The organism is Pandoraea sp. NE5 (assembly GCF_024363545.1).
Classification (GTDB): Bacteria; Pseudomonadota; Gammaproteobacteria; order Burkholderiales; family Burkholderiaceae; genus Pandoraea; species Pandoraea cepalis.
The window spans coordinates 1601030-1623822 of the sequence record NZ_AP025517.1 but is presented as its reverse complement, the minus strand read 5'-3'; the positions used below and the strand labels follow the sequence as shown (position 1 = coordinate 1623822).

19 protein-coding genes are annotated in these 22793 nt (G+C 63.8%); 8 read left to right on the top strand and 11 right to left on the bottom strand.

Going from position 1 to position 22793, the window contains the following annotated elements; all coding sequences use genetic code 11:
• Positions 1 to 52: 52 nt before the first annotated feature.
• The 8 genes from hpaR to PanNE5_RS07365 all read right to left on the bottom strand — a co-directional run bounded on the left by hpaR (position 53) and on the right by PanNE5_RS07365 (position 8216).
• Positions 53 to 553 (bottom strand): homoprotocatechuate degradation operon regulator HpaR, encoded by a 501-nt coding sequence (gene hpaR / locus PanNE5_RS07400; RefSeq protein WP_017233832.1) that lies wholly within the window; start codon positions 551 to 553, stop codon positions 53 to 55.
• Positions 554 to 810: 257 nt separating this feature from the next.
• Positions 811 to 1956, bottom strand: a complete 1146-nt coding sequence (locus tag PanNE5_RS07395) for an ABC transporter substrate-binding protein (protein ID WP_017233833.1) — start codon at positions 1954 to 1956, stop codon at positions 811 to 813.
• A 243-nt stretch (positions 1957 to 2199) separates the two neighbouring features.
• Positions 2200 to 2982 (bottom strand): sulfite exporter TauE/SafE family protein, encoded by a 783-nt coding sequence (locus PanNE5_RS07390; RefSeq protein ID WP_261939552.1) that lies wholly within the window; start codon positions 2980 to 2982, stop codon positions 2200 to 2202.
• A 428-nt stretch (positions 2983 to 3410) separates the two neighbouring features.
• Entirely contained in the window at positions 3411 to 4418 is a 1008-nt protein-coding gene (locus PanNE5_RS07385; RefSeq protein ID WP_017233835.1) for a branched-chain amino acid ABC transporter permease, read from the bottom strand.
• Between the two features lie 11 nt (positions 4419 to 4429).
• Positions 4430 to 5314 (bottom strand): branched-chain amino acid ABC transporter permease, encoded by an 885-nt coding sequence (locus tag PanNE5_RS07380; protein ID WP_017233836.1) that lies wholly within the window; start codon positions 5312 to 5314, stop codon positions 4430 to 4432.
• 76 nt (positions 5315 to 5390) lie between these two features.
• On the bottom strand, positions 5391 to 6590 hold the full coding sequence (locus tag PanNE5_RS07375; RefSeq protein ID WP_026131933.1) for an ABC transporter substrate-binding protein: 1200 nt from the start codon (positions 6588 to 6590) through the stop codon (positions 5391 to 5393).
• 76 nt (positions 6591 to 6666) lie between these two features.
• Positions 6667 to 7428: an ABC transporter ATP-binding protein gene (locus tag PanNE5_RS07370; RefSeq protein WP_017233838.1), complete on the bottom strand. Its 762-nt coding sequence runs from the start codon at positions 7426 to 7428 to the stop codon at positions 6667 to 6669.
• A gap of 8 nt (positions 7429 to 7436) precedes the next feature.
• A complete protein-coding gene (locus PanNE5_RS07365; protein ID WP_017233839.1) occupies positions 7437 to 8216 on the bottom strand; it encodes an ABC transporter ATP-binding protein in 780 nt (259 codons plus the stop codon).
• Positions 8217 to 8737: 521 nt separating this feature from the next.
• Between PanNE5_RS07365 and PanNE5_RS07360 the strand changes: the two genes are divergently transcribed.
• A complete protein-coding gene (locus PanNE5_RS07360; RefSeq protein ID WP_261939551.1) occupies positions 8738 to 9913 on the top strand; it encodes an MFS transporter in 1176 nt (391 codons plus the stop codon).
• Here the strand turns inward: PanNE5_RS07360 and PanNE5_RS07355 are convergent.
• Both PanNE5_RS07355 and PanNE5_RS07350 read right to left on the bottom strand, forming a co-directional pair.
• Positions 9855 to 11489 carry a GMC family oxidoreductase gene (locus tag PanNE5_RS07355; protein ID WP_017233841.1) on the bottom strand — a complete coding sequence of 545 codons (1635 nt, stop codon included), beginning with the start codon at positions 11487 to 11489 and terminating at the stop codon, positions 9855 to 9857. The genes PanNE5_RS07360 and PanNE5_RS07355 overlap by 59 nt on opposite strands.
• A gap of 167 nt (positions 11490 to 11656) precedes the next feature.
• Positions 11657 to 13165 (bottom strand): CoA-acylating methylmalonate-semialdehyde dehydrogenase, encoded by a 1509-nt coding sequence (locus tag PanNE5_RS07350; protein ID WP_017233842.1) that lies wholly within the window; start codon positions 13163 to 13165, stop codon positions 11657 to 11659.
• A gap of 215 nt (positions 13166 to 13380) precedes the next feature.
• Here PanNE5_RS07350 and PanNE5_RS07345 point away from each other — a divergent pair, with 215 nt between their 5' ends.
• From PanNE5_RS07345 to PanNE5_RS07315, 7 genes are all read left to right on the top strand, one after another.
• A complete protein-coding gene (locus PanNE5_RS07345) occupies positions 13381 to 14256 on the top strand; it encodes a LysR family transcriptional regulator (RefSeq protein ID WP_017233843.1) in 876 nt (291 codons plus the stop codon).
• A 228-nt stretch (positions 14257 to 14484) separates the two neighbouring features.
• On the top strand, positions 14485 to 15873 hold the full coding sequence (gene fumC / locus PanNE5_RS07340) for a class II fumarate hydratase (protein ID WP_254441097.1): 1389 nt from the start codon (positions 14485 to 14487) through the stop codon (positions 15871 to 15873).
• 38 nt (positions 15874 to 15911) lie between these two features.
• The gene (locus PanNE5_RS07335) at positions 15912 to 16814 is read left to right on the top strand and encodes a LysR substrate-binding domain-containing protein (RefSeq protein ID WP_017233845.1); all 903 of its coding nucleotides are present in this window, start codon (positions 15912 to 15914) and stop codon (positions 16812 to 16814) included.
• Between the two features lie 226 nt (positions 16815 to 17040).
• Positions 17041 to 18321 carry an MFS transporter gene (locus PanNE5_RS07330; RefSeq protein WP_017233846.1) on the top strand — a complete coding sequence of 427 codons (1281 nt, stop codon included), beginning with the start codon at positions 17041 to 17043 and terminating at the stop codon, positions 18319 to 18321.
• Positions 18322 to 18385: 64 nt separating this feature from the next.
• Positions 18386 to 19618 carry a metal-dependent hydrolase family protein gene (locus PanNE5_RS07325; protein ID WP_017233847.1) on the top strand — a complete coding sequence of 411 codons (1233 nt, stop codon included), beginning with the start codon at positions 18386 to 18388 and terminating at the stop codon, positions 19616 to 19618.
• Positions 19619 to 19846: 228 nt separating this feature from the next.
• Entirely contained in the window at positions 19847 to 21019 is a 1173-nt protein-coding gene (locus tag PanNE5_RS07320; RefSeq protein ID WP_261939550.1) for a hypothetical protein, read from the top strand.
• A gap of 54 nt (positions 21020 to 21073) precedes the next feature.
• Positions 21074 to 21436 (top strand): hypothetical protein, encoded by a 363-nt coding sequence (locus PanNE5_RS07315; RefSeq protein WP_261939549.1) that lies wholly within the window; start codon positions 21074 to 21076, stop codon positions 21434 to 21436.
• 101 nt (positions 21437 to 21537) lie between these two features.
• Here PanNE5_RS07315 and trpS read toward each other — a convergent pair whose 3' ends face one another.
• On the bottom strand, positions 21538 to 22566 hold the full coding sequence (trpS, locus tag PanNE5_RS07310; RefSeq protein ID WP_150591548.1) for a tryptophan--tRNA ligase: 1029 nt from the start codon (positions 22564 to 22566) through the stop codon (positions 21538 to 21540).
• Positions 22567 to 22793 lie beyond the last annotated feature (227 nt).

Genomic DNA, 22793 nt, shown 5'->3' with positions numbered 1-22793 from the left:
CGCGCCGGGCATGCACCGGCCATCCTCGCAATGCCAGGCGTCCCGAAAACGGTCATTCCGCCACCTTCCGGCGGCGACGCGGCTTGTCCGGCAGCGATGGCGCAGCGGCCAGCACCTCCGGCGGCAGGGCCTCGCGCACGACGTCGAGCAGCCGGTAGATCTCGGCGAGCGTGTCTCGCCCGACCTTGTCTTCCAGATAGCGATAGCGCGCCTCGACCAGCGGACCGAGCTTTTTGCATAGGGCGCGGCTCGATGGCGTAAGCGACACCATCACGCGACGCTGATCGACTGCCATCCGACGGCGAATGATGAGGCCCGACGCCTCCATGCGCTCCAGCATGCCGGACAGGCTCGGGCTGAGGATGCAGCACTCCCGTGCGACCTGCCCGATTTCCATTTCCCCGGATTGGCTATCGTTGACGGCCCTTATCACACGCCATTGTTGTTCCGTGATGTCATAACGATTGAGCAAGGGTCGGAACAGCCCCATTGCCGCTTCCCGTGTCTGTAACAACACCAACGATAGGTTGCGGTGTTCGAATTCACCCGTCATGGATTTACGCTCGAAAGGATCGGCCGGCCAGCCCCCCGGCGGCGGCGATCAGGTTGGGACAATGCGGCCTCTCAGGTGCCGCTCGCAAACGCATGTCCTGCCGTCTCTTTGCGAAGCGCGAAACTACCACGCTCAAAAAAAACGGGCGCGAACGCCCGTTCTTCTGGCCCGGTCGGTCCAACCGGGCGCCGATACCGCAGATCCATCGGAGGTGACAGCGGGGCATGCCTGTGAGCTATAGGCAGCCCCGGCGCCCATCAGTTCGCCAATTTCCACTTGCCGTTGACGATTTCCACCATCACGCGCGAGCGCTGGTCCAGGCCGTTGTGGTCCTTCGCGCTCATGTTGAAGATGCCCGCGGTGCCCGGCATGTCCTTGACGTTCTCCAGGGCCTCGCGCAATGCCGCGCGGAACTCGGCCGTGCCCGGCTTGGCCTTCTTCAGCGCAACGGGAATGGCCCGCTGCAGCAACAGACCGGCGTCCCAGGCGTGACCGCCGAAGGTCGAGATGGAGCCCGCGCCGTATGCCTTTTCATACACGACCTTGTAGGCAGCGGCCGACTTCTTCACCGGATTGTCGGCAGGCAGTTGGTCGACGACGAGCAGCGGGCCCGCCGGCAGGTACGTGCCGTCGCAATCCTTGCCGCAAACGCGCAGGAAGTCGTTGTTGGCGACACCGTGGGTCTGATACAGCTTGCCCTTGTAGCCGCGCTCCTTGAGCGTGCGCTGCGGCAGCGCTGCCGGCGTACCTGAACCAGCGATCAGCACGGCATCCGGATTGGCCGCCATGATCTTGAGGACCTGGCCCGTGACCGACGTGTCGGCACGATTGAAGCGCTCATTGGCCACGACCTTGATCTTGTTCAGATCGGCAGCCTTCTGGAACTCCTTGTGCCAGCCTTCGCCGTAGGCGTCGGAGAAGCCGATGAACGCGACCGTCTTCACGCCGTTGTCGGCCATGTGCTTGGCAATGGCGGTGGCCATCAGAATGTCGTTCTGCGGGGTCTTGAACGACCAGGCGCGCTTGGCGTCCACCGGTTCGACAATGGCAGCGCCCGCGGCCATCGAGATCATCGGGGTCTGCGTCTCTGCCGCCACGTCGACCATCGCCAGGGAGTTCGGCGTGACCGTCGAGCCGAGCACGGCGTCAACGTGGTCTTCGCTGATCAGCTTGCGCATGTTCTTGACGGCCGTCGTGGTGTCGGTCGCGTCGTCGAGCAGGATGTACTGCACCGACTGGCCGCCGATCGTCTTGGGCAGCAGCGAAATGGTGTTCTTCTCGGGAATGCCCAGCGAAGCCGCCGGACCGGTCGCCGACAGCGACACGCCAATCTTCACCTGGGCGCTCGCAACGCCCGTAGCCAGCATCATCGCCGACGCCACGCACAGCAACTTCAGTTTCATTTGGGTCTCCTCGCAAAAATTTTGAATTCGTTGTTCTGACCATTGTTGAACCCGCCGGCCCGATATTAACCGACCGCGCAGTCGGCAAATTGTCGCTCATCTTACGGGCACCGGCGCCTTCTCGTAAAGTGCGGTTTCCCCACCTGTGGCTTCAACCGCAAAGGCTTACGTCCGAACGGCGCCGGGCGCCGCCTTCACCACCGATGCCGCACTTGCGCACGCGCGATGCTGTCCGGTCTCCCGTCAGCCGCGAAGCAATGCGTCATAGCCGGTCTTCACGATCAGCACGGCGAGCACACACAGGAACATGCGTCGCACGAAACCCACGCCGCGCTTGAGCGCGAGCCGGCTGCCCACCTGACTGCCCAGCACGTTCATGACCGCCATGCCGAGGCCAACCTGCCACGCAACGTGCCCGCCCATGCCAAACAGCCACAGCGCGGCCAGGTTGGTCGCCACGTTCACGATCTTCGCCGACGCCGAGGCGTTGACGAAATCCTGACCAAACAGGCGGACAAACAGGAAGACGAGGAAGCTGCCCGTGCCGGGGCCGAAGAAACCGTCGTAGAAGCCGATGGCGCCGCCCACGGCGATCGCCATGAGGGTCACCCCCGCCCCACCTGTCACAGGGGCGTGAACCGTCCCGAAATCCTTCTTGCGCAGGGTGTAGATTGCCACGCCGGTCAGCACGAACGGCAGCAGCTTGCGAAGCACGTCGGCCGGCACATGGGAGACGGCGTACGCACCGCAAAACGAAAACAAGAAGGCGGCGACGGTGGCCGGCAACAGAATGGCCCAGCGCAGTTGAATGCCGCGCGCGTAGCGCAGCGCAGCCGATGCCGTGCCCCAGATACCGGCCAGCTTGTTGGTACCGAACAGCAACGGCGGCGCCGCGTTCGGGAAAACGGCGAAAAGCGTCGGTACGGAGATCAGCCCGCCACCTCCGACCACCGCATCGACCAGACCGGCCACAAACGCCCCGACCGCGAGCATCAGCCAATCGGTCAGCGCCCCACTCGTCAACATCCGTCCCCCCTATCGGCAAACAGGTGTTTTTCGGGACGTGCTCCGATCGCAGCAAGGACACGCCGGACATGGGCGCGCAAAAGTGCTGATGGAGGAACGTGAGGGGGGCGGGGCATGCGACCAGGACTGTCGGGGGACGAGAATCGGGCTTCTGCGGATGACGGCTTCGCACTGCGGCGAAGCCCAATATAAAAAGCGCTGTTGGAGTTTTCTCCAACAGCGCTTCCTTTTTGGCGGTGCGCGTTATCGCGCTTATTGTCTCCTCGATCCTCGCCCCTATATCCTGCCGTGACGCGAACTGAAGGAGAGAATAAAGGAGCACCCGATGCACCACAAGTCAGCATTTACCCCTACGGATTAGGTTTTTTCCGAAACGCGTGCGCCAGGGTGAAGAGCGGGCGCCCCAAGCCGGTGCGCCCGCGCCTCCGTCAAGAAGGTTGCGCCGTGGTGCGCGTAGGGCGGAACAACCGGCTCCGCGCCACCAGCTCGCCCACCAGACCGCGGCGGAAGGCCAGCACGCAGATGATGAAGATCGCCCCGATGACGATCGTCACCGACTCGCCGAGCGTCTGGAACCAGGTCACGCCCGTGGCCGTCGCGAGCCAGTCGCCGATGTCGCCGAGCTTGTTCTCCAGCACGACGATCACCACCGCGCCCACCACCGGCCCAAACATCGTACCCAGCCCACCCACCAGCGTCATCAGGATCACCATGCCCGACATCGTCCAATGCACGTCCGTCAGCGTCGCGAAGCCCAGCACCAGCGTCTTGGTCGAACCGGCCAGCGCGGCAAGCGTGGCCGACAGCACGAACGCGAGCAGCTTGAAGCGATCGACGTCGTAACCGAGCGAGATGGCGCGCGGCTCGTTCTCCTTGATCGCCTTGAGCACCTGACCGAAGGGCGAATGCACGACACGCATGATGAGCAGGAAGCCCAACGCGCAAATGGCCAGCACCACGTAATACAGCGTGAGGTCGGAATCGAGCGGCAGCAGGCCAAAGAGGCTACCGCGCGGCACGCCTTGCAGGCCGTCCTCGCCACCGGTGAACGGCGCTTGCAGGCAGAGGAAGTACAGCATTTGCGCCAACGCCAGCGTAATCATCGCGAAGTAGATGCCCTGCCGCCGGATCGCCAGCACCCCCATGACGAGGCCAAGCAACGCCCCGGCCGCCACGCCCGCAATGATGCCGACTTCCGGCGTGAACCCCAGATTGCGCACCACATAACCGGTGACGTAGCCTGCGCTGCCAAAGAACGCGGCATGGCCGAACGACAGCAGACCCGTAAAGCCGAGCAGCAGGTTGAACGCACAAGCGAACAGCGTGAAGCACAGCACCTTCATGATGAATACCGGATACGCACCGGCGAACGGCGCGACGATCAGCGCCAGTAGCAAGAGGGAATAAAGCACCCGTTGTTGCGTCTCTTGTTGCATGGTTCCGCCCCTTACTTTTGTTTGCCGAACAACCCTGCCGGGCGCAGCAGCAACACGATCACCATGATGACGAACACCACGGTCGCAGACCCTTGCGGGTAGAACACCTTGGTAAAGCCTTCGATGATCCCGAGCATCAGACCGGTCAGGATGGAACCCATGATGGAGCCCATACCACCGATCACGACCACCGCGAACACGGTGATGATCATCGACTGCCCCATGAGCGGCGAGATCTGGATAACGGGCGCGGCGAGCACGCCCGCAAACGCGGCGAGCGCCACCCCGAAGCCATACGTCAGCGTAATCATGAGCGGCACGTTCACACCAAACGCTTCCACCAGCTTCGGGTTTTCGGTCCCCGCGCGCAGATACGCACCGATCTTGGTCTTCTCGATCACGAACCACGTTGCGAAGCACACCACGAGCGAAGCCACCACCACCCACGCGCGATAGTTCGGCATGAACATGAAGCCGAGATTGGTCGCGCCGGAGAGCATGTCGGGGGCGTCGAAGGGCTGCCCCGACACGCCGTAGATCGAACGGAAGACACCCTCGAGCACAAGCGTGATGCCGAACGTCAGCAGCAGGCCGTACAGGTGATCGAGCTTGTAGATCCAGCGCAGCATGGTGCGCTCGATGACGATACCGATGATGCCCACCACAACGGGGGCGAGAATCAACATGACCCAGTAATTGAGGCCGAGATAGTTGCCGCCCATCCAGGCGAGCATGGCCCCCAGCATGAACAACGCGCCGTGAGCGAAGTTGATCACGTTGAGCAGGCCGAAAATCACCGCCAGGCCGAGGCTCAGCATGGCGTAGAACGAGCCGTTCACCAGTCCCAGCAGCAGTTGGCTCAACAGCGCCGGCAGGGGGATGCCTAGTAATTCCATCGAAATCGATTCTCTGCGAGAAAGGTCGCGACGGGACACGCGTCCCGCCGCTTTCGGAGCATCGTGCTAACGGCGCTTACTTCTTCCAGACCGGACAGGTCGACTCTTGCGGCGTAGTGAATGCCTTGTCACCCGGAATCGTGGCGACAATCTTGTAGTAATCCCACGGCGCTTTCGATTCCTGCTTGGTCTTGACCTGCATCAGGTACATGTCGTGGATCATCGAGCCGTCCTTGCGGATGTAACCCTTGCTGAACATGTCGTCGATCTTGATCTTGTGCAGTTCGTCCATCACCTTGTCGGCGTCGGTCGAGCCCGCGGCCTGAACCGCCTTCAGATAGGTCATCGTGGCCGAATAGTCGCCGGCCTGCAGGCTCGACGGCATCTTCTTCATCTTGTCGAAGTAACGCTTGGAGAAGGCACGCGTCTTGTCGTTCTTGTCCCAGTACCAGCTATCGGTCAAGTACATGCCGCCGGTGTTATCCAGCCCCAGCGAGTGAATGTCGTTGATGAACACGAGCAGACCGGCGATCTGCATCTTGCCCTTGATGCCGAACTCCTTCGCGGCCTTGATGGCGTTGACCGTGTCGCCGCCGGCATTGGCCAGACCCAGCACCTGGGCGCCCGACGCCTGCGCCTGGAGCAGATACGACGAGAAGTCCGAGGCCGAGAGCGGATGCCGCACCTCGCCCTTCACCGTGCCGCCGTTGGCCTTGACCACATCGGCCGTGGCCTTCTCCAGCGCGTGGCCGAACGCATAGTCGGCCGTCAGGAAGAACCACGACTTGCCGCCGGCCTTCACGACGGCCGAGCCGGTGCCACGCGCCAGTGCGACGGTGTCATAGGCATAGTGCACGCCGTACGGCTGGCACTGATCGTTGGTCAGGGCATCCGAGCCGGCGCCCACGTTGATGTAGACGCGCTTCTTCTCGGCCGAGACCTTGTTCATCGCGAGGCCAGTCGCCGAGTTCGTGCCGCCGATCAGCATGTCCACGCCATCACGGTCGAACCATTCGCGCGCCTTGGACGCCGCGACGTCCGCCTTGTTCTGGTGATCGGCGGTGACCAGCTCGATCGGCTTGCCGAGGACCTTGCCGCCGAAGTCGGCGATGGCCATCTTGATGGCTTCCGCCCCGCCCGGCCCGTCGATGTCGGTATACAGGCCCGACATATCGGTAATGAAACCGATCTTCACCGCATTGCCGTCGGCATGGGCCTGTGAGGCCATCGCCGCAAAACCGAACGCAGCCGCAACCGCCAACGCCTTCATCCGCATCGTCATCTTTGTCTCCTTCGTGGATTGGATTGCCTGGTTTCATCGCCCGGAACGCCTGCGCGCCGGGCAAGTCACCTCATACCCCTAACAACTCGTGCAACACCGGCATCTTCGCCTCCAGCTCCGGAGCGCCGAAGCGCTCCACGATCTTGCCGTGCTCCATCACATAGAAGCGATCGGCCAGCGGAGCCGCAAAACGGAAATTCTGTTCCACCATCACGATGGTGTAGCCCCGCGCCTTGAGCGTGGTGATCATGCGTGCCAACGTCTGCACGATCACGGGCGCGAGCCCTTCGGAGATCTCATCGAGCAACAGCAGATTCGCACCGGTGCGAAGAATGCGCGCCACCGCCAGCATCTGCTGCTCGCCGCCCGACAGGCGCGTGCCGGGACTGTGGCGACGCTCCTTCAGGTTGGGGAACATGTCATAGATTTCGTCGAGCGACATTCCGCGCCCGCCGTCGTCGCGACGATCGCCTCGCACACCGATATAAGGGGGCAGCAACAGGTTTTCCTCGCACGACAGGCTCGCGAAAATGCCCCGCTCCTCGGGGCAGTAGCCCACGCCATGGTGCGCAACCTTGTAGGTCGGCAGGTGAATGGTCTCCTCGCCGCCGATCCGGATCGAGCCCTGACGCTGGCCAGTCAGGCCCATGATGGCGCGCAGCGTGGTGGTGCGCCCGGCGCCGTTGCGTCCGAGCAGCGTCACGACCTCGCCGCGGCCGACCGCCAGATCCACCCCGTGCAGGATGTGCGATTCGCCGTACCAGGCCTGCAGTCCTTCGACTTCGAGTGCGGGCACATTCGCGCCACCATTACCGCCGCCGTTACCGTACATAGACGTCCTCACCCGTGCGCTCCCTGCAATTCGCCGTCCGCGGTGCCCATATAGGCTTCCATCACCTGCGGATTCTTCGAGACTTCGTGATACGGCCCTTCGGCGAGCACCTCGCCGCGCTGAAGCACGGTGATGGTGTCGGAAATGCCGGCGATCACGTTCATGTTGTGCTCGACCATCAGGATCGTGCGACCGGCCGACACTTTTTTGATGAGCGCGGTGACACGATCCACGTCTTCGTGGCCCATGCCTTGCGTCGGCTCGTCGAGCAGCATTAGTTCGGGTTCCATGGCAAGCGTCGTGGCGATCTCGAGAGCGCGCTTGCGCCCGTAGGGCAGCTCCACGGTCAGCGTATCGGCGAATTCGGTCAGGCTGACTTCCGCGAGCAATTCCATGGCACGGGCATCGAGCTGATGCAGCGAACGGCTGCTGCGCCAGAAGTGGAACGCGGTGCCGAGGTTGCGTTGCAGGCCGATGCGCACGTTCTCGAGCACGGTGAGGTGCGGGAAGACGGCGGAGATCTGGAACGACCGGATGATGCCGCGTCGCGCGATCTGCGCGGGCGCTTCGCGTGTGATGTCCTCACCGTTGAACGTGATGGTGCCGGCGCTGGGCACGAGAAACTTGGTGAGCAGGTTGAAGCAGGTCGTCTTGCCGGCGCCGTTAGGCCCGATGAGTGCGTGAATGGTACCGCGCGCGACGCGCAGGTCGACCCCGTTCACGGCGGTGAAGCCACGAAACTCTTTTGTGAGTCCGCGGGTCTCGAGAATGTAATCGTTGTTCGCCATGTCTCCTGCCACATTCCTGGTTGGCGGTGCGAGGCAAATGACCGCCTCGGCACCATCGTCTGTGACAACCGCGAGGCAGGCGGACATCGCTGTGGGTGGCGTCGTCGGCGAGGTGCCCCGCGTCCCGGGGTGTGTCGCCGAATTCTTGGTCCGGTCGCACACTGGGAACCGATATTGTGTGTGGTTTGCTGCAACGCGATCATTGGGATTTGCACTAGGCTTCGCGTCTACCGAAACGCGCGTGCGCACACGCTTTCGAGACCCTTCGATCACGGCGCGAACACGTCCCAAACCCCTTATGGCATAAGGCTTTTACCGCGCCCGCAAAAAAGCGTCCGGCCCCGTTTGACGATGCCCCGCCATGGGTCGCGCAACCGACATTAGGTATTACTACGTAAGTTTTAAGGTAAATATCCGGAAATCCGGAAAGTGCGCCTGGCGCCGTCATCATCGGATTTTCACCAAACTACGCCGCGTCGCTTCGTGACAGCATCGAACGCTCTCCCCGGAAGCGATTCGATATGCGCAGCGCGGAAGTCCTTTGGCTCACCAGTTCACTCACGGCGATCAGCGCGCTGCTGCTCGATGCCACATTGCCCGCGTTCGGAGCCATGGCGCTCGACTTTCGGATCGACGTCCGCGCCATCGCCGCCATCGTCGGCCATGTGGTGCTGACACTCTCAGGACTGCAATTGATCGTCGGCCCGATGTCCGATCGCTTCGGTCGAAAGCGCGTGCTGCTCGGCAGCCTGACGCTTGCGAGCATGGGTGCCGTCGGAAGCGCATGCGCCACGACGTACGAGATCCATTTCGCCTTTCGCATCGTTCAGGGCGCAGGCTGCGCGGGCTTCGCGCTTTGCCAGGCTATTCTGCAAGACGCCTTCCCCAGCGAGACCGGATGGCGCGCGCGCATTTTCACCCTCACGTTCGCGGGTGTCTGCCTCGCGCTCGCCCCACTTGTGGGCGTGGCATTGACGCAGGCCGCCGGCTGGCGTGCCATTTTCTGGTCCTTCGCAGGACTGGGCGCCCTGACGGGCTTTGTCACAGCGGTTCGATTCCCGGCATCTATGCCGCAAACGAATTCCGGCCTCGCGCAATACGTTCGGCTGTACGCACAAATGCTGCGGCATCGCCAGTTCATGATCTACGCCAGCCAGGCCGCGATGGCCTTCGTCTGCCACTTCTCGTTCATCATGCTCTCCCCTGCGATCTTCATCGACGACCTCGGGTATTCAGCGAGCGCCTATGGGAAGATGCTCGCCATCTACGGATTGACCTACGTGGCGGCTGGCTTCGCGGCAGGACGCATGGCCCGCGTGCGTGACGCGCGCGATCAAATCCGCACGGGATTCATGCTGCTGGCGATGGCGGGTGGACTGATGGCATTGCTGGGAGTCCTGATTGGAATACATGTCGTCACCGTACTCATCCCCATGCTGATCGTCACGTTCGGCGCGTCCGCAGTGCGTCCCGCCAGCACAACGCTTGCGATGGCCCGCTTCGAGACGCACGCCGGCACGGCTGCGGCCATGATAGGGGCCATCCGCTTCACGATGGCGGGCACCCTGACGCTCGTCATCACGGCCGTCGATCCGCCGCGACTCGCGATACTCGCCAGCCTGCTGATCACGTGCTCGCTCACCGCCCTGCTTTGCGCGCCGCGCGAATCATGTCGCTCGCGCGCTCGGCAATCATGATCGTCGGCGAGTTCGTGTTGCCCGACGTGATGACCGGCATGACCGACGCATCGACCACGCGCAGGTTCTGCACGCCGCGCACGCGCAACTGCGCATCGACGACCGCCTCCGGATCGTTCGCTCGGCCCATGCGGCAGGTCCCCACCGGATGAAAGATCGTCGTGCCGATGTCGCCCGCCGCGCGCTTCAACTCCGCGTCGGTCTGGACCGATGGCCCCGGCAAATATTCGCGCGGTTCATAGCGCGCGAACGCCGGTGCGCCCACGATGCGGCGCGTCAATTTGATGGCATCCGCCGCCACGCGCAAATCCGCTTCCGTCGACAGATAATTCGGCGCGATGCTCGGTGCAACGCGCGCATCAGGTGAGCTCAGATGGACATGGCCGCGCGACGTCGGCCGCAGATTGCACACCGACGCCGTGAACGCATTGAACTTGTGCAACGGTTCGCCAAAGCGTTCCAGCGACAACGGCTGTACGTGGTATTCGAGATCGGGGCGCGCCATATCCTCGCGACTGCGAGCGAACGCCCCCAATTGCGACGGCGCCATGCTCATCGGTCCGCGCTGCGCAAACGCATATTGCATGCCGATCTTCAGCTTGCCGAACCAACTGTTGGCGGTGAGATTGAGGGTCGGCACCCCGCGCAACTTGTACACGGTGCGCAATTGCAGATGGTCTTGCAGGTTCTCGCCCACGCCCGGCAGGTCCGAGACGACATCGATCCCGAAACCGCGCAGACGCTCGCCATCGCCAATGCCCGAAACCTCCAGCAGATGCGGCGAATTCACCGCCCCTGCCGCAAGAATCACTTCGGCACCCGCCAGCGCCGTGAAGTCTTCATTGCCGCCGCGATACGCCACGCCTGTACAGCGTGTGCCGTCGAACAGCAAGCGACTCACACTCGCGCCCGTGATGATCGTCAGGTTCGGCCGCTGCGACGCCGGACGCAAGAACCCCTTGGCCGCACTCCAGCGCACACCGCGCCGCTGATTCACTTCGAAATAGCCAATGCCGAAGTTGTCGCCCTGATTGAAGTCGTCCGTCTTGGGGATACCCACCTGCTCGGCGGCGTCCGCAAACGAATCGAGCACGCGCCACGACAGGCGCTGCTTCTCGACACGCCACTCGCCCCCGCTGCCGTGAAACGCCGTACCGCCCTTGTAGTGATCCTCGCTGCGCTTGAAGAGCGGCAGCACGTTGTCCCACCGCCAGCCATCGTCACCGGTGGCGTCGGCCCACACGTCGTAATCCTCACGCTGTCCGCGCATGTAGATCATGCCGTTGATCGACGAGCTGCCGCCCAGCACCCGCCCACGCGGATACGCGAGCGAACGCCCGTTCAGCCCTGCCTCGGCCTGCGTGCGATACAGCCAGTCGGTGCGCGGATTGCCGATGCAGTAGAGATAGCCGACGGGGATGTGAATCCAGTGATAGTCATCCTTGCCGCCCGCTTCGAGCAACAGCACGGTGACGTCGGGGTCCTGCGTGAGGCGATTGGCCAGCACGCAACCGGCCGAGCCGGCCCCCACAATGATGTAATCGAAGCGATCCGGCTTCGCTGCCTGCTTGTTCATTCCCGCCTGTCTCCGTCGATGGCGCAGCACTCGCCATGGTGCGGTGCCAACACTGGTGCGGCACCCGAGTGGGATGGACTGTCGCCACCCGCACCGGGTTCATTTTTGTCGTCAGGTCCGACATCCGGCGCGACACCCCGGTGCGCGCCGATACGCACGGCACTCGATTATTTCGCCACCGGCATCGTGAATTCCGCCCCCTTGGCGATGCTGTCCGGCCAGCGCTGCATCACACTCTTGAAGCGCGTGTAGAAACGAATGCCCTCCTCGCCATACGCATGATGATCGCCAAACAGCGAACGCTTCCAGCCGCCGAACGACTGCCACGCCATCGGCACCGGAATCGGCACATTGATGCCCACCATGCCGACCTTCACCTGACGCGAGAACGCACGCGCCACGCCACCGTCGCTGGTGAAGCACGAAACGCCATTGCCATATTCGTGCCCATTGACCAGGTCGATGGCCGCCGCAAGATCCGGCACACGCACCACCGCCAGCACTGGCCCGAAGATCTCTTCCCGATAGATCGTCATTTCGGGCGTGACGTGATCGAACAGCGTCCCGCCGAGGAAAAACCCCTGCGCGTGGCCCGGCACCTGCAATCCGCGGCCGTCGACCAGCAGCTTGGCCCCCGCGCTCACCCCATCGGCAATATAGCCCTCGATCTTCGCCTTGTGAGCCCCCGTGACGACCGGCCCCATTTCCGAGGCTTCGTCCGCCCCCGGCCCCACGCGCAACGCCTTCACACGAGGCACCAACGCATCGACCAGACGATCCGCCACCTGGCCCACGGCCACCGCGACCGAAATCGCCATGCAGCGCTCGCCCGCCGACCCGTAGGCCGCACCGATCAGCGCGTCGACCGCCTGATCGAGATTCGCGTCGGGCATCACCACCAGGTGATTCTTCGCGCCGCCGAGCGCCTGCACTCGCTTGCCGTGACGCGTGCCTTCGGTATAGATGTACTCGGCAATCGGCGTCGAACCGACGAACGACAGGGCGTCGACGTCAGGATGCGCCAACAGCGCGTCGACCGCGACCTTGTCCCCTTGCACCACGTTGAAAACGCCATCGGGCAACCCCGCTTCGCGCAGCAACTCGGCGATCAGCAAGCTGGCCGACGGGTCGCGCTCGGACGGCTTGAGCACGAACGTATTGCCACACGCCAGCGCCATCGGGAACATCCACATCGGCACCATCACGGGGAAGTTGAACGGCGTAATGCCCGCACATACGCCAACGGGCTGACGCAGATGCCAGTTGTCGATACCGCCGCCGATATTGTCGCTGTGCTTGCCCATGAGCAGGCTCGGCGCACCGCAGGCGTATTCCACGACTTCGATACCGCGCGTGACTTCGCCGCGCGCGTCGGAGAACACCTTGCCGTGCTCGCGCGTGATAATGCGTGCCAGTTCGTCCTGATGCTCGTCGAGCAACGCCTTGAACTTGAAGAGCACCCGGGCGCGCTTGAGCGGCGCCGTGTCCGCCCACGATGGCAGCGCAGCCTTGGCCGCCGCCACCGCGGCGTTCACGTCGTTGACACCCGCCAGCGCCACGCGCGCACTCACGGTGCCTTGCGCCGGATCGAAAACGTCGCCAAAACGCTCGCCATCGCCCGCTACGCGGCGACCGCCGATGAAGTGTTGCACCGTCGGAATATCAGCATTGCTCATGTTCGTCTTTCCCCAATCCGGCCCGGTCCGTGACACGGTCCCCGCCTGTTTCGCCAGACGCTCGCCCCACGGCTCACGCCACATCAAGCCCCAAGCGTACTGCTGCGCACCGACACAATCCAATGAGAAATTATCAAAAGCAATATAAGATTCACTTATGTTGCTCTCCCTTTCTCGATAATCCACGCCTCGGGCGCCGCCCGTGAATGTCCTCCATGGAACTCGCCCATCTTCGCGCGTTTGTCGCCATCGCCCACGAGGGCAACCTCACGCGCGCCGCGCAACGCCTGCATCTGACGCAACCGGCGGTCAGCCTGCAGGCGAAGGCGCTCCAGGAGGCGCTGCGGCTCACGCTCTTCACACGCACGGCGCAGGGGTTGGCGCTCACGCGCGACGCACAGGCCCTGTTGCCGCTGGCCGAGCGCATGCTCGCCGCGCTGGCCGATCTGCAGCAGGCGGCCGGTGCGATGCGCGACACGGTGCGCGGACGGCTGCGCATTGGCACGATTCTCGACCCCGAATTCACCCGGCTGGGCGCCTTTCTCAAACGGCTGGTCGAGTCATATCCGCAGATCGAGACGGCGCTGCGTCAGGGGATGTCCGGATCGGTGTTGCAACAACTGGGGCGCGGCGAACTCGACGTCGGCTTCTATCTCGGCCTGCCTGACCCCGAGCGCTTTCACGCCATCACGCTCACGCCGTTCTCGTATCAGGTGCTGGCACCCGCCGGCTGGCGCGAGCGCGTGGCCCGGCGCGGATGGCGCGAACTCGCCGCGTTGCCGTGGATCTGGACGCCCCCCGAATCGGCCCACAACCGCCTGCTCTCTGAACGCTTCGGCGCTCTGGGCGTGTCGCCCACGAAGGTGGCGGAAGTGGATCAGGAGCCGTCGATGCTCGATCTGGTGAAGTCGGGCGTCGGGCTGTCGCTCGTGCGCGACTCGATCGCGTTGCGCGAGGCGCACGCCCATGGTCTGGTGATCGCTGACGGCGTGAGCGTGCCGACGGAACTCACGTTCGTCACGCTGGCCTCGCGACGCGACGAACCCGCCATCGCCGCCGCCTTGCAATTGGTGACGGCGGTCTGGGCCTGAGCGCGCGAGCAACGGCTACGGCACGCCCTCGCCCAACGCCCGACGCCCCGCGCCCTCTACCCCCGGTTGGGGCGCATAATTCGTGGCTCGGGCCATCGGGTTCCAAACCGTCGAAAAGCCCCCCTGTCCCGCGATTCACGCCCACGTCGTGGTGCATCCCGGAAGACGCTGCCATGCCGGATCCCGGTGAAAGCTCTAGAATTTAACTCTGTCTTCGAGGAGTCGATCATGTCTGTGAGAATGGAACGCGATACCTTCGGCGAAATTGCGGTACCCGCCGATCGTCTCTGGGGTGCGCAAACGCAGCGCTCGCTGCAGAACTTCAAGATTTCCACCGAGAAGATGCCGCGCGAGCTCGTGCGCGCGCTCGCTCGCGTGAAGCGCGCCGCTGCCGAGGTCAACAAGGGCCTGGGCGTGCTCGACGCGAAGAAAGCCGACGCCATCATCCAGGCCGCCGACGAAGTCATCGCCGGTCAGCATGACGACGAATTCCCGCTGGCCGTGTGGCAAACCGGCTCGGGCACGCAGTCGAACATGAACATGAACGAAGTGCTTGCGAACCGCGCCAGCGAACTGCTCGGCGGCGTGCGCGGCGAAACGCGTCTCGTGCACCCCAACGACGACGTGAACAAAGGCCAGTCGTCGAACGACGTATTCCCGACGGCCATGAGCGTGGCCGCCCTCGACGCCCTCGTCAATCACCTGAAGCCCGGGGTCGGCCAACTGCGCGACACGCTCGCCGCCAAGGCCCGCGCTTATGACGATATCGTCAAGATCGGCCGCACCCACCTCCAGGACGCCACGCCGCTCACGCTCGGCCAGGAAATCTCGGGGTGGGTCGCGCAGATCGACCACGGCCTGAAGCACGTCGACGACGCCCTGCCCCACGTGGCGGAACTCGCGCTCGGCGGCACGGCCGTGGGCACGGGCCTGAACGCGCATCCGGAATTCGCCAGGCAAGTAGCCGCCACGCTCGCGCGCGACACCGGCCTGCCGTTCGTCACCGCGCCGAACAAGTTCGAAGCGCTGGCCGCCAACGACGCCATCGTCAACGCGCACGGCACGCTCAAGACGCTCGCCGCCAGCCTGATGAAGATCGCCAACGACGTGCGCTGGCTGGCCAGCGGCCCGCGCTGCGGCATTGGCGAGCTGATGATTCCGGAAAACGAACCGGGCAGCTCGATCATGCCGGGCAAGGTCAATCCGACCCAATGCGAAGCGATGACGATGCTGTGCGCCCAGGTGCTCGGCAACGACGTGGCGATCAACATCGGCGGCTCGATGGGCAACTTCGAGCTGAATGTGTTCAAGCCGATGCTCATCCACAACTTCCTGCAAAGCGTGCGCGTGCTGGCCGACGGTGCGGTGAGCTTCGACGACAACTGCGCCATCGGCATCGAACCGAACCGTGCGCGCATCGGCACGCTGCTCGAAGAGTCGCTCATGCTCGTGACCGCGCTCAACCCGCACATCGGGTACGACAAGGCTGCGCAGATCGCCAAGAAGGCGCACAAGGAAGGCACCACGCTCAAGGCGGCCGCCCTCGCGCTGGGCCACGTCACGGCCGAGCAGTTCGACGCCTGGGTTCGCCCCGAGCAAATGGTCGGCAAGCGCTGATTTCGCGCGCGCCCTCACCCGTCACTTCGTCACCACGCATGCCCATCTCGCCGTTGCCGCCGCTGCATTGCCTGATTGCTTTCGATGCAGCCGTGCGGCACGCGAGCTTCACGCGGGCCGCCGTCGAACTCAATCTCACGCAAAGCGCCGTGAGCCGGCAAATCGCGCAGCTCGAGGAATTCCTCGGGCGCGCGCTGTTCACGCGCGAGCATCGCACGCTGCGCCTGACGGTGGCCGGGCAACGCTACGCCGAACAGATCCAGCGCCTGCTCGGCGAGTGCGCCGAAGCCACCGCCGACCTGATGAAGCGGCGCGGCGATCTGGAACTCACCGTGGCCTGCTCGTCGGGCGTGGCGGTGTTGTGGATGACGCCCCAACTCATGCGATTTCGCGCCGCGCACCCCGACATCAAGATTCGCGTGATCGTGAAAGACGGCATGACGTCGCTGTCCGCGTCGGAGTTCGATCTGGGCGTCTATTACGTGCGTAACGACCTGCCCCCGGACTTCGCCGGTCGGCGGCTCTTCGACGAGGAAGTGTTTCCCGTCTGCTCGCCCACTTATTTGCGCGGGCGCCAGCTCACGCCGGCCGATCTCGTCGGCGAGACGCTGCTCTTCATCGAAGACGGCCAGCGCAAGTGGATGTCATGGACCGACTGGTTCGAGCTGCAGGGGGTGAACGCCCCGAAGTTTCCGCGCATGGTGAGCGCGAACTACTACCCGCTACTCGTGCAGATGGCGATCGAGGGTGGCGGTTTGGTCATGGGATGGCGCCACATGATCGATCCGTGCCTCGACGCAGGCCTGCTCGTGCAGGCGTGCCATGCGACCGCCAGCCTGGGCGGCGGCTACTATCTCGTATGGCCTGCCGAGCGCCACGAGCATGCTGCGGCGCGAATTTTCCGCAACTGGATCTACACGGAATATTGTTCCCCATCATAGGGGTTACGCCATCTTTCGGACCGTTGCCATGCGCCACACGCATGGCAACATGCAGAATTTTCGTTTGGCCTGTCATTTTGTCTGCACTACTTTGTGTCTTATCCGCGCACGTGTGCCGATCCCGATGGGAGCGCAGACGTGATCCGACATAAAAAGCAGGCGTATTACCGGTATGACGTAGTCGCAAGGCACGCAACGGACGCCACCCATCTTTCGGGAGACTCAGATGCAGGCGACTTTGGCAGTGCCTCAACAGAACCTGGCCCGTCAGCGCCGTCACGCGATCGTGGCGACGGTGATCGGCAACGGTCTCGAGTGGTTCGACTTCACCGTGTACAGTTTCTTCGCGGCCATCATCGCGAAGCAATTCTTCCCCACCGGCGACGATCTGTCGTCGTTTCTGCTGGCCGTGGCCACGTTCGGCGTGGGCTTCTTCATGCGCCCGGTCGGCGGCATCGTGCTCGGCATCTATTCCGACCGCGTGGGCCGCAAGGCGGCCCTGTCGCTCACCATTCTGCTCATGGCCGCCGGCACCGCGATGATCGGCCTGGCCCCGACCTACGATCAGATCGGCCTGGGCGCGCCCCTCATCATCGTGCTGGCGCGTTTGCTGCAAGGCTTCTCGGCCGGCGGCGAAATGGGCGGCGCAACGGCCTTCCTGACCGAGTACGCACCCGCCAATCAGCGCGCCTATTACTCGGCCTGGATTCAGTCGAGCATTGGCTTCGCCGTGCTGCTCGGCGCGGCCGTGGGCACGTTCGTGACAACGGAACTCGATCACGCCTCGCTCGTGTCCTGGGGCTGGCGCGTGCCGTTCCTCGTGGGCATGCTCATCGGCCCGGTCGGCTTCTACATCCGTCACAAGATCGACGAGACGCCGACGTTCCAGCACGCCGAGAAGTCCGATACGCCGTTGCGCGACGTGCTCTCGCAGTATCCGCGCGAGACACTCGCCAGCTTCTCCATGGTTGTGCTGTGGACGATCTGCACCTACGTGCTGCTGTTCTACATGCCGACGTATGCCCAGCGCGTGCTCAAGCTGCAGGCCTCCGATGGCTTCACGGCGGGCATGGTCGGCGGCGCGATGATTCTCGTGTTCGCGCCGGTGGTGGGACGTCTGGCGGATCGCTACGGACGCCGTCCGTTCCTGTCGGGATCGGCCCTGCTGATCCTGCTGCTGGCATGGCCGATGTTCACATACCTGAACGTGGCCCCTGGCCTGCACTCGCTGCTGATGTTCCAGATCGTGTTCGGCCTGCTCATCGCTTGCTATACCGGCCCGATTCTCGCGGCGTTCTCCGAGATGTTCCCCGCGAAGGTGCTCTCGACGGGTCTGTCGGTAGCCTATAACTTCGCGGTGACGATCTTTGGCGGCTTCGCCGCGCTCATCATCACGTGGCTGATTGCCCGCACGGGCAGCAACATGGCGCCGGCCATCTACGTGATCGTCGCGGCGGCCATCAGCCTCGTCGGCACGTGCTTCGTGAAGCCGCTGCCCAAGGCCTGAGTCCCCTGTCGTCCGGGCGCGCCCTCACCGGCGCGCCTTATGCATTTTTTCAAGGAATCCCCCCATGTCCGTTACCCTGCTTCGCGGCGGCAATGTGCTCGATGCAGCCGCCGGCCGTCTGCTCGAGCGTCACGACGTAGTTATCGAGGGCAATCGCATTGCGGCGCTCAGCGCCACGCCGCTCGACATCGACGGCGCGACGGTGATCGACGTCACCGGCAAGACCGTCATGCCCGGCATGATCGACTGCCACGTGCACGTGCTCGCGTCGCATCCCAACCTCGGCACGAACGCCAGCCAGCCGAACGTGCTCACCGTGCTCAAGTCACTGCCGATCATGCAGGGCATGCTCAATCGCGGCTTCACAACCGTGCGTGACGCCGGCGGCGCCGATTGGGCGTTGCAACAGGCCATCGAGCAGGGCGTGATTCCCGGGCCGCGCATTTTCCCGTCGGGCAAGGCGCTCTCGCAGACGGGCGGGCATGGCGACTTCCGGCCCCGCAGCGACACGCTGGAGCCGTGCTCGTGCGCGTTTCGCGCGGGGGCGATCGGGCGCGTCGTCGATGGCGTCGATCCGATCCGCCTCGCCGTGCGCGAGGAGATTCAGAAAGGCGCCACGCAGATCAAGCTGATGGCCTCGGGGGGCGTGGCGTCGCCGGTCGATCCCATTGCCAACACGCAATACTCGGAAGACGAGATCCGCGCAGCGGTCGCGGAAGCGGAGGCGGCGCAAACCTATGTGATGGCCCACGCCTACACCCCGCGGGCGATTGCCCGCGCTGTGCGCTGTGGCGTGCGTACCATCGAGCACGGCAATCTGTGCGACGCCGAGACGGCAAAGCTCATGGCGGAGAAAGGGGCTTATGTGGTGCCGACGCTGGTCACCTACGACGCGCTGGCCAAGGACGGCGCGTCGCTGGGCCTGCCGCCGGAGTCGGTGGCCAAGGTGGAGAGTGTGCAGCGCGCCGGTCGCGAATCGCTTACGATCTATCGCGACGCCGGCGTGAAGATGGGCTTCGGCTCCGACCTGCTCGGCGACATGCACAAGTACCAGTCCGACGAGCTGACGATCCGTGCCGACGTGCTGGGGGCCGCCGAAGCGCTTCGCTCGGCGACGGTCATCGGTGCGGAGATTCTGAATCGCGCGGGCGAGCTGGGTGTGATCGCACCGGGCGCGCTGGCCGACGTGCTGGTCGTCGAGGGGAATCCGCTCGAATCCATCGAGGTGCTGACCGGCCAGGGCGAAAACATCCGCTGGGTCTTCAAGGACGGCAAGGTCGCCAAGCAGCCGGAATAACCGCAATCACCGGAGCCGCCGTCCGGCAACCCGCGCAAGCGCGTTCGCGGTGAGCGGAAAGCGAAGCGCCGCGATGTCTCGCACATCGCGGCGTTTTTTTGTTGCGTAAGCAGTCGTTGCCGGTGGTACCTCGATACCCCGTTTCCGACAATTCGACGCGCGAATGAAAAGCGCGGCCGGGCACCGCTGCATAGACTCCTCGCAATGTCGCGCAGAAGGTGTCTACCCATGAAGCTCGCTCCGCCATCCTACCTGTCATTAGGCTTCGATACCGCCGTTAGCGGCCGCGTCGCCAAGCAGTCATTGCCAACGACCCGGTCCGAGTGGAAACAGATCGGGGTTCGGCAGCATGCGCCAGCCCCTGGATCGGCCTCGTCGGCCACCGCTGGCGCCGATACCTTACCCACGATCGAAACGCTCCGGGCCGACATTGTCGCCAACCTGGCCGCGATCAAGCGCGACTGGGATGCAGCGGCGCAAACGGTCAGCCCCGCAGCGGTCCGGGGAAAACTGTCCGGCGAGTACGACGCCATCGCGCGACTGTCGGAAACCATCTCGACGCACGCGGCGTCCGATATTCTCGGCATCGATGCACTGATCGACCAGTTCGAGAAGGCCATCGTGAAAATCGGCAAGGCACGCGATCTGTCGTTCACGTCGTCCAAGCGCGTCGACGCGCAACAATCGATCTCCGACACGGCACAACTGACGCCGAAAGCGAAGGCGGCGTTCGACGCGCTCCGTCATTTGAAAGCCGCGCTCGACACGATGGTGGGCACGACATCGGCGCGACGGGTTCTGGAGGACCAGCAGCGAGCCCTGGAGAACGCGGAGATGACGCCGGCAGCGCTTCGACAAGCCAAGGCAGAGCTATACGCGGCATTCGTGGTGACGGGCGATCTGTTGAGCAAGTCCGAGCCGCTGATCAACCACTATCTGACCGAGGCCCAGGCCGCCATCCCGGGAGAGAAGCGGAGATGGAAGACAAGAATCCTGATTCTCGTCTCGTTCCTGGTCATCACGGTCTCGTTAGGGGTCGCGTCGGCGGTGCTTCCCGGGTTGCTGCCCGCAATCGTCGGTCTCGCGCTGGGGTTGAAGCTCGCCTCAACGGCGGCCGGTGTGTTGACGGCCTGCAACGGGATATTCAACGTCTTCGGTTATGCCCGCAATCGCGGCTGGGGCAAGCTATCGAACGAGATCACGGCCATCAAGAACCTGAACGACGCCGTCAATCGCGGGCTGGAAGCGAGACACAGTGCGCATCAATCGGGCGCGACTACCGAGATACAGGCCCGTCTCAACGAGCTCCGTTATGACATTGCGCGCACCACACGCAATCAAAGCGTGCTCAATGAGAATCTCGAGCATCTTGATCACACGTTTTGGAATACGAAGCTTTGACGGCGAGCCATTGGCTCGGCGAGGGTTCATTCAACACGAGGAGACAAAATCACCATGCGTCCAATCAAGTACGTATCTGCCGCGCCCACCGTCGATTTGGCGCAACGCTATCGGACACTCGCCGCGCAAGGGCAGATCAGGGACGCCCTGACGGACGCGGAAAACGGCCTCGCGGAACTGCTGAGCCTGCAGAATGCGGCGCTGGCCCGCGTCGAGCGCCTCGTCCGTCAGGCGAACGCGGGCGCTGCGGCGCACGATGCATCCGCCGGCGAGGCGCAACCCCTGCTCAGCGCAGAGTCGTTCAGGAACGACATGGCACAGTGTGGATCGAGCCCCAACGGCGAGACCGCCCGTGTCACCAGAACTGCCGTACAGACGCCCTCCTCTACAACGGCTCGCCCGCTGCCGCGCCCATGAAAAACACCCCAAAGATTGGATTTACGTCCAACTTTTGGGGTGCAGTTCATCGGGCTGCTTTTCTCTTCAAGCAAGACGCCGACGCGGCGCTCGGCACGACCTTATTTCTTCCACCCCGGCGTGACGAACACCGAGCGCACATCCTCAAGCGTTTGCGAGACCGTCTCACGCGCACGCTCCGTACCGGCGCGCAGCATGTCCCACACGAACTCCGGGTTCCTGGCGAATTCCTCGCGACGCTCACGCATCGGGCGCAGCATCTCCTGCAACCGCTCTTCCAGCCGCGCCTTCACCTTCGAGTCGGCCAGACCGCCGCGCACGTAGTGATCCTTGAGCGCCTGCAAGCCTTCCTTGTCTTCGTCGAAGGCATCGAGATAGGCGAATGCCACGTTGCCTTCCAGGTGCCCCGGATCCTCCACCTTCAGGTGCAGCGGATCCGTGTAGCACTTCTTGACGGCAGCGCGGATCTCGTCGGGCGTCGACGAAATGTTGATCACGTTGCCCAGCGACTTGCTCATCTTGGCCTTGCCGTCGATGCCCGGCAGACGCCCGATCGGCGGCACCAGTGCCTTCGCTTCGACCAGGATCTCGCGATCGGCCAGACGGTTCAGGCGGCGCACGATTTCGTTGGTCTGCTCGATCATCGGCAACTGGTCTTCGCCGACCGGCACGAGCGTTGCCCGAAACGCCGTGATGTCGGCCGCCTGACTCACCGGATACGTGAGGAAGCCCGCCGGAATATCGCGCTCGAAGTTACGCAGCCCGATCTCCTGCTTGACGGTCGGATTGCGCTCCAGGCGCGCCACGGTCACGAGGTTCAGGTAGTAGAACGTGAGTTCGGTCAGTTCGGGTAGCCACGTCTGCACGCAGATGGTCGTCACGCTGGGGTCGATGCCGACGGCCAAATAGTCGAGCGCCACTTCCGAGACGTTGCGGTGTACCTTGCCACGATCGTCGGTGTTGTCCGTCAACGCCTGCGCGTCGGCGACCAGGATGAACTGTTTGTATTCGTGCTGATACGCCACGCGGTTCTTCAGACTGCCGACATAGTGGCCCAGATGCAGCGGCCCCGTCGGGCGGTCACCCGTGAGGATCACCTTGCGATCCGCAGGTGCCTTCGAAACACTCATTTTCCTCTCCGTATTCAAGCGCTTATGGCGAGCCCCGATGCTCCGTGCGCGATGGACGGCCTCCCGTCGCAACGCCACCGCCGGCATCCGGCTCACCCCGTTGCGTCAACCGTAACCCCCGAATGGTAGCGCGTCGGCGGGATGGCGGTACAGAAACACACCCGCCGCAAGGCGCAACTACGTTTGCCGCCCCCAGAAAAAAACGGGGGCCGAAGCCCCCGCTTGGA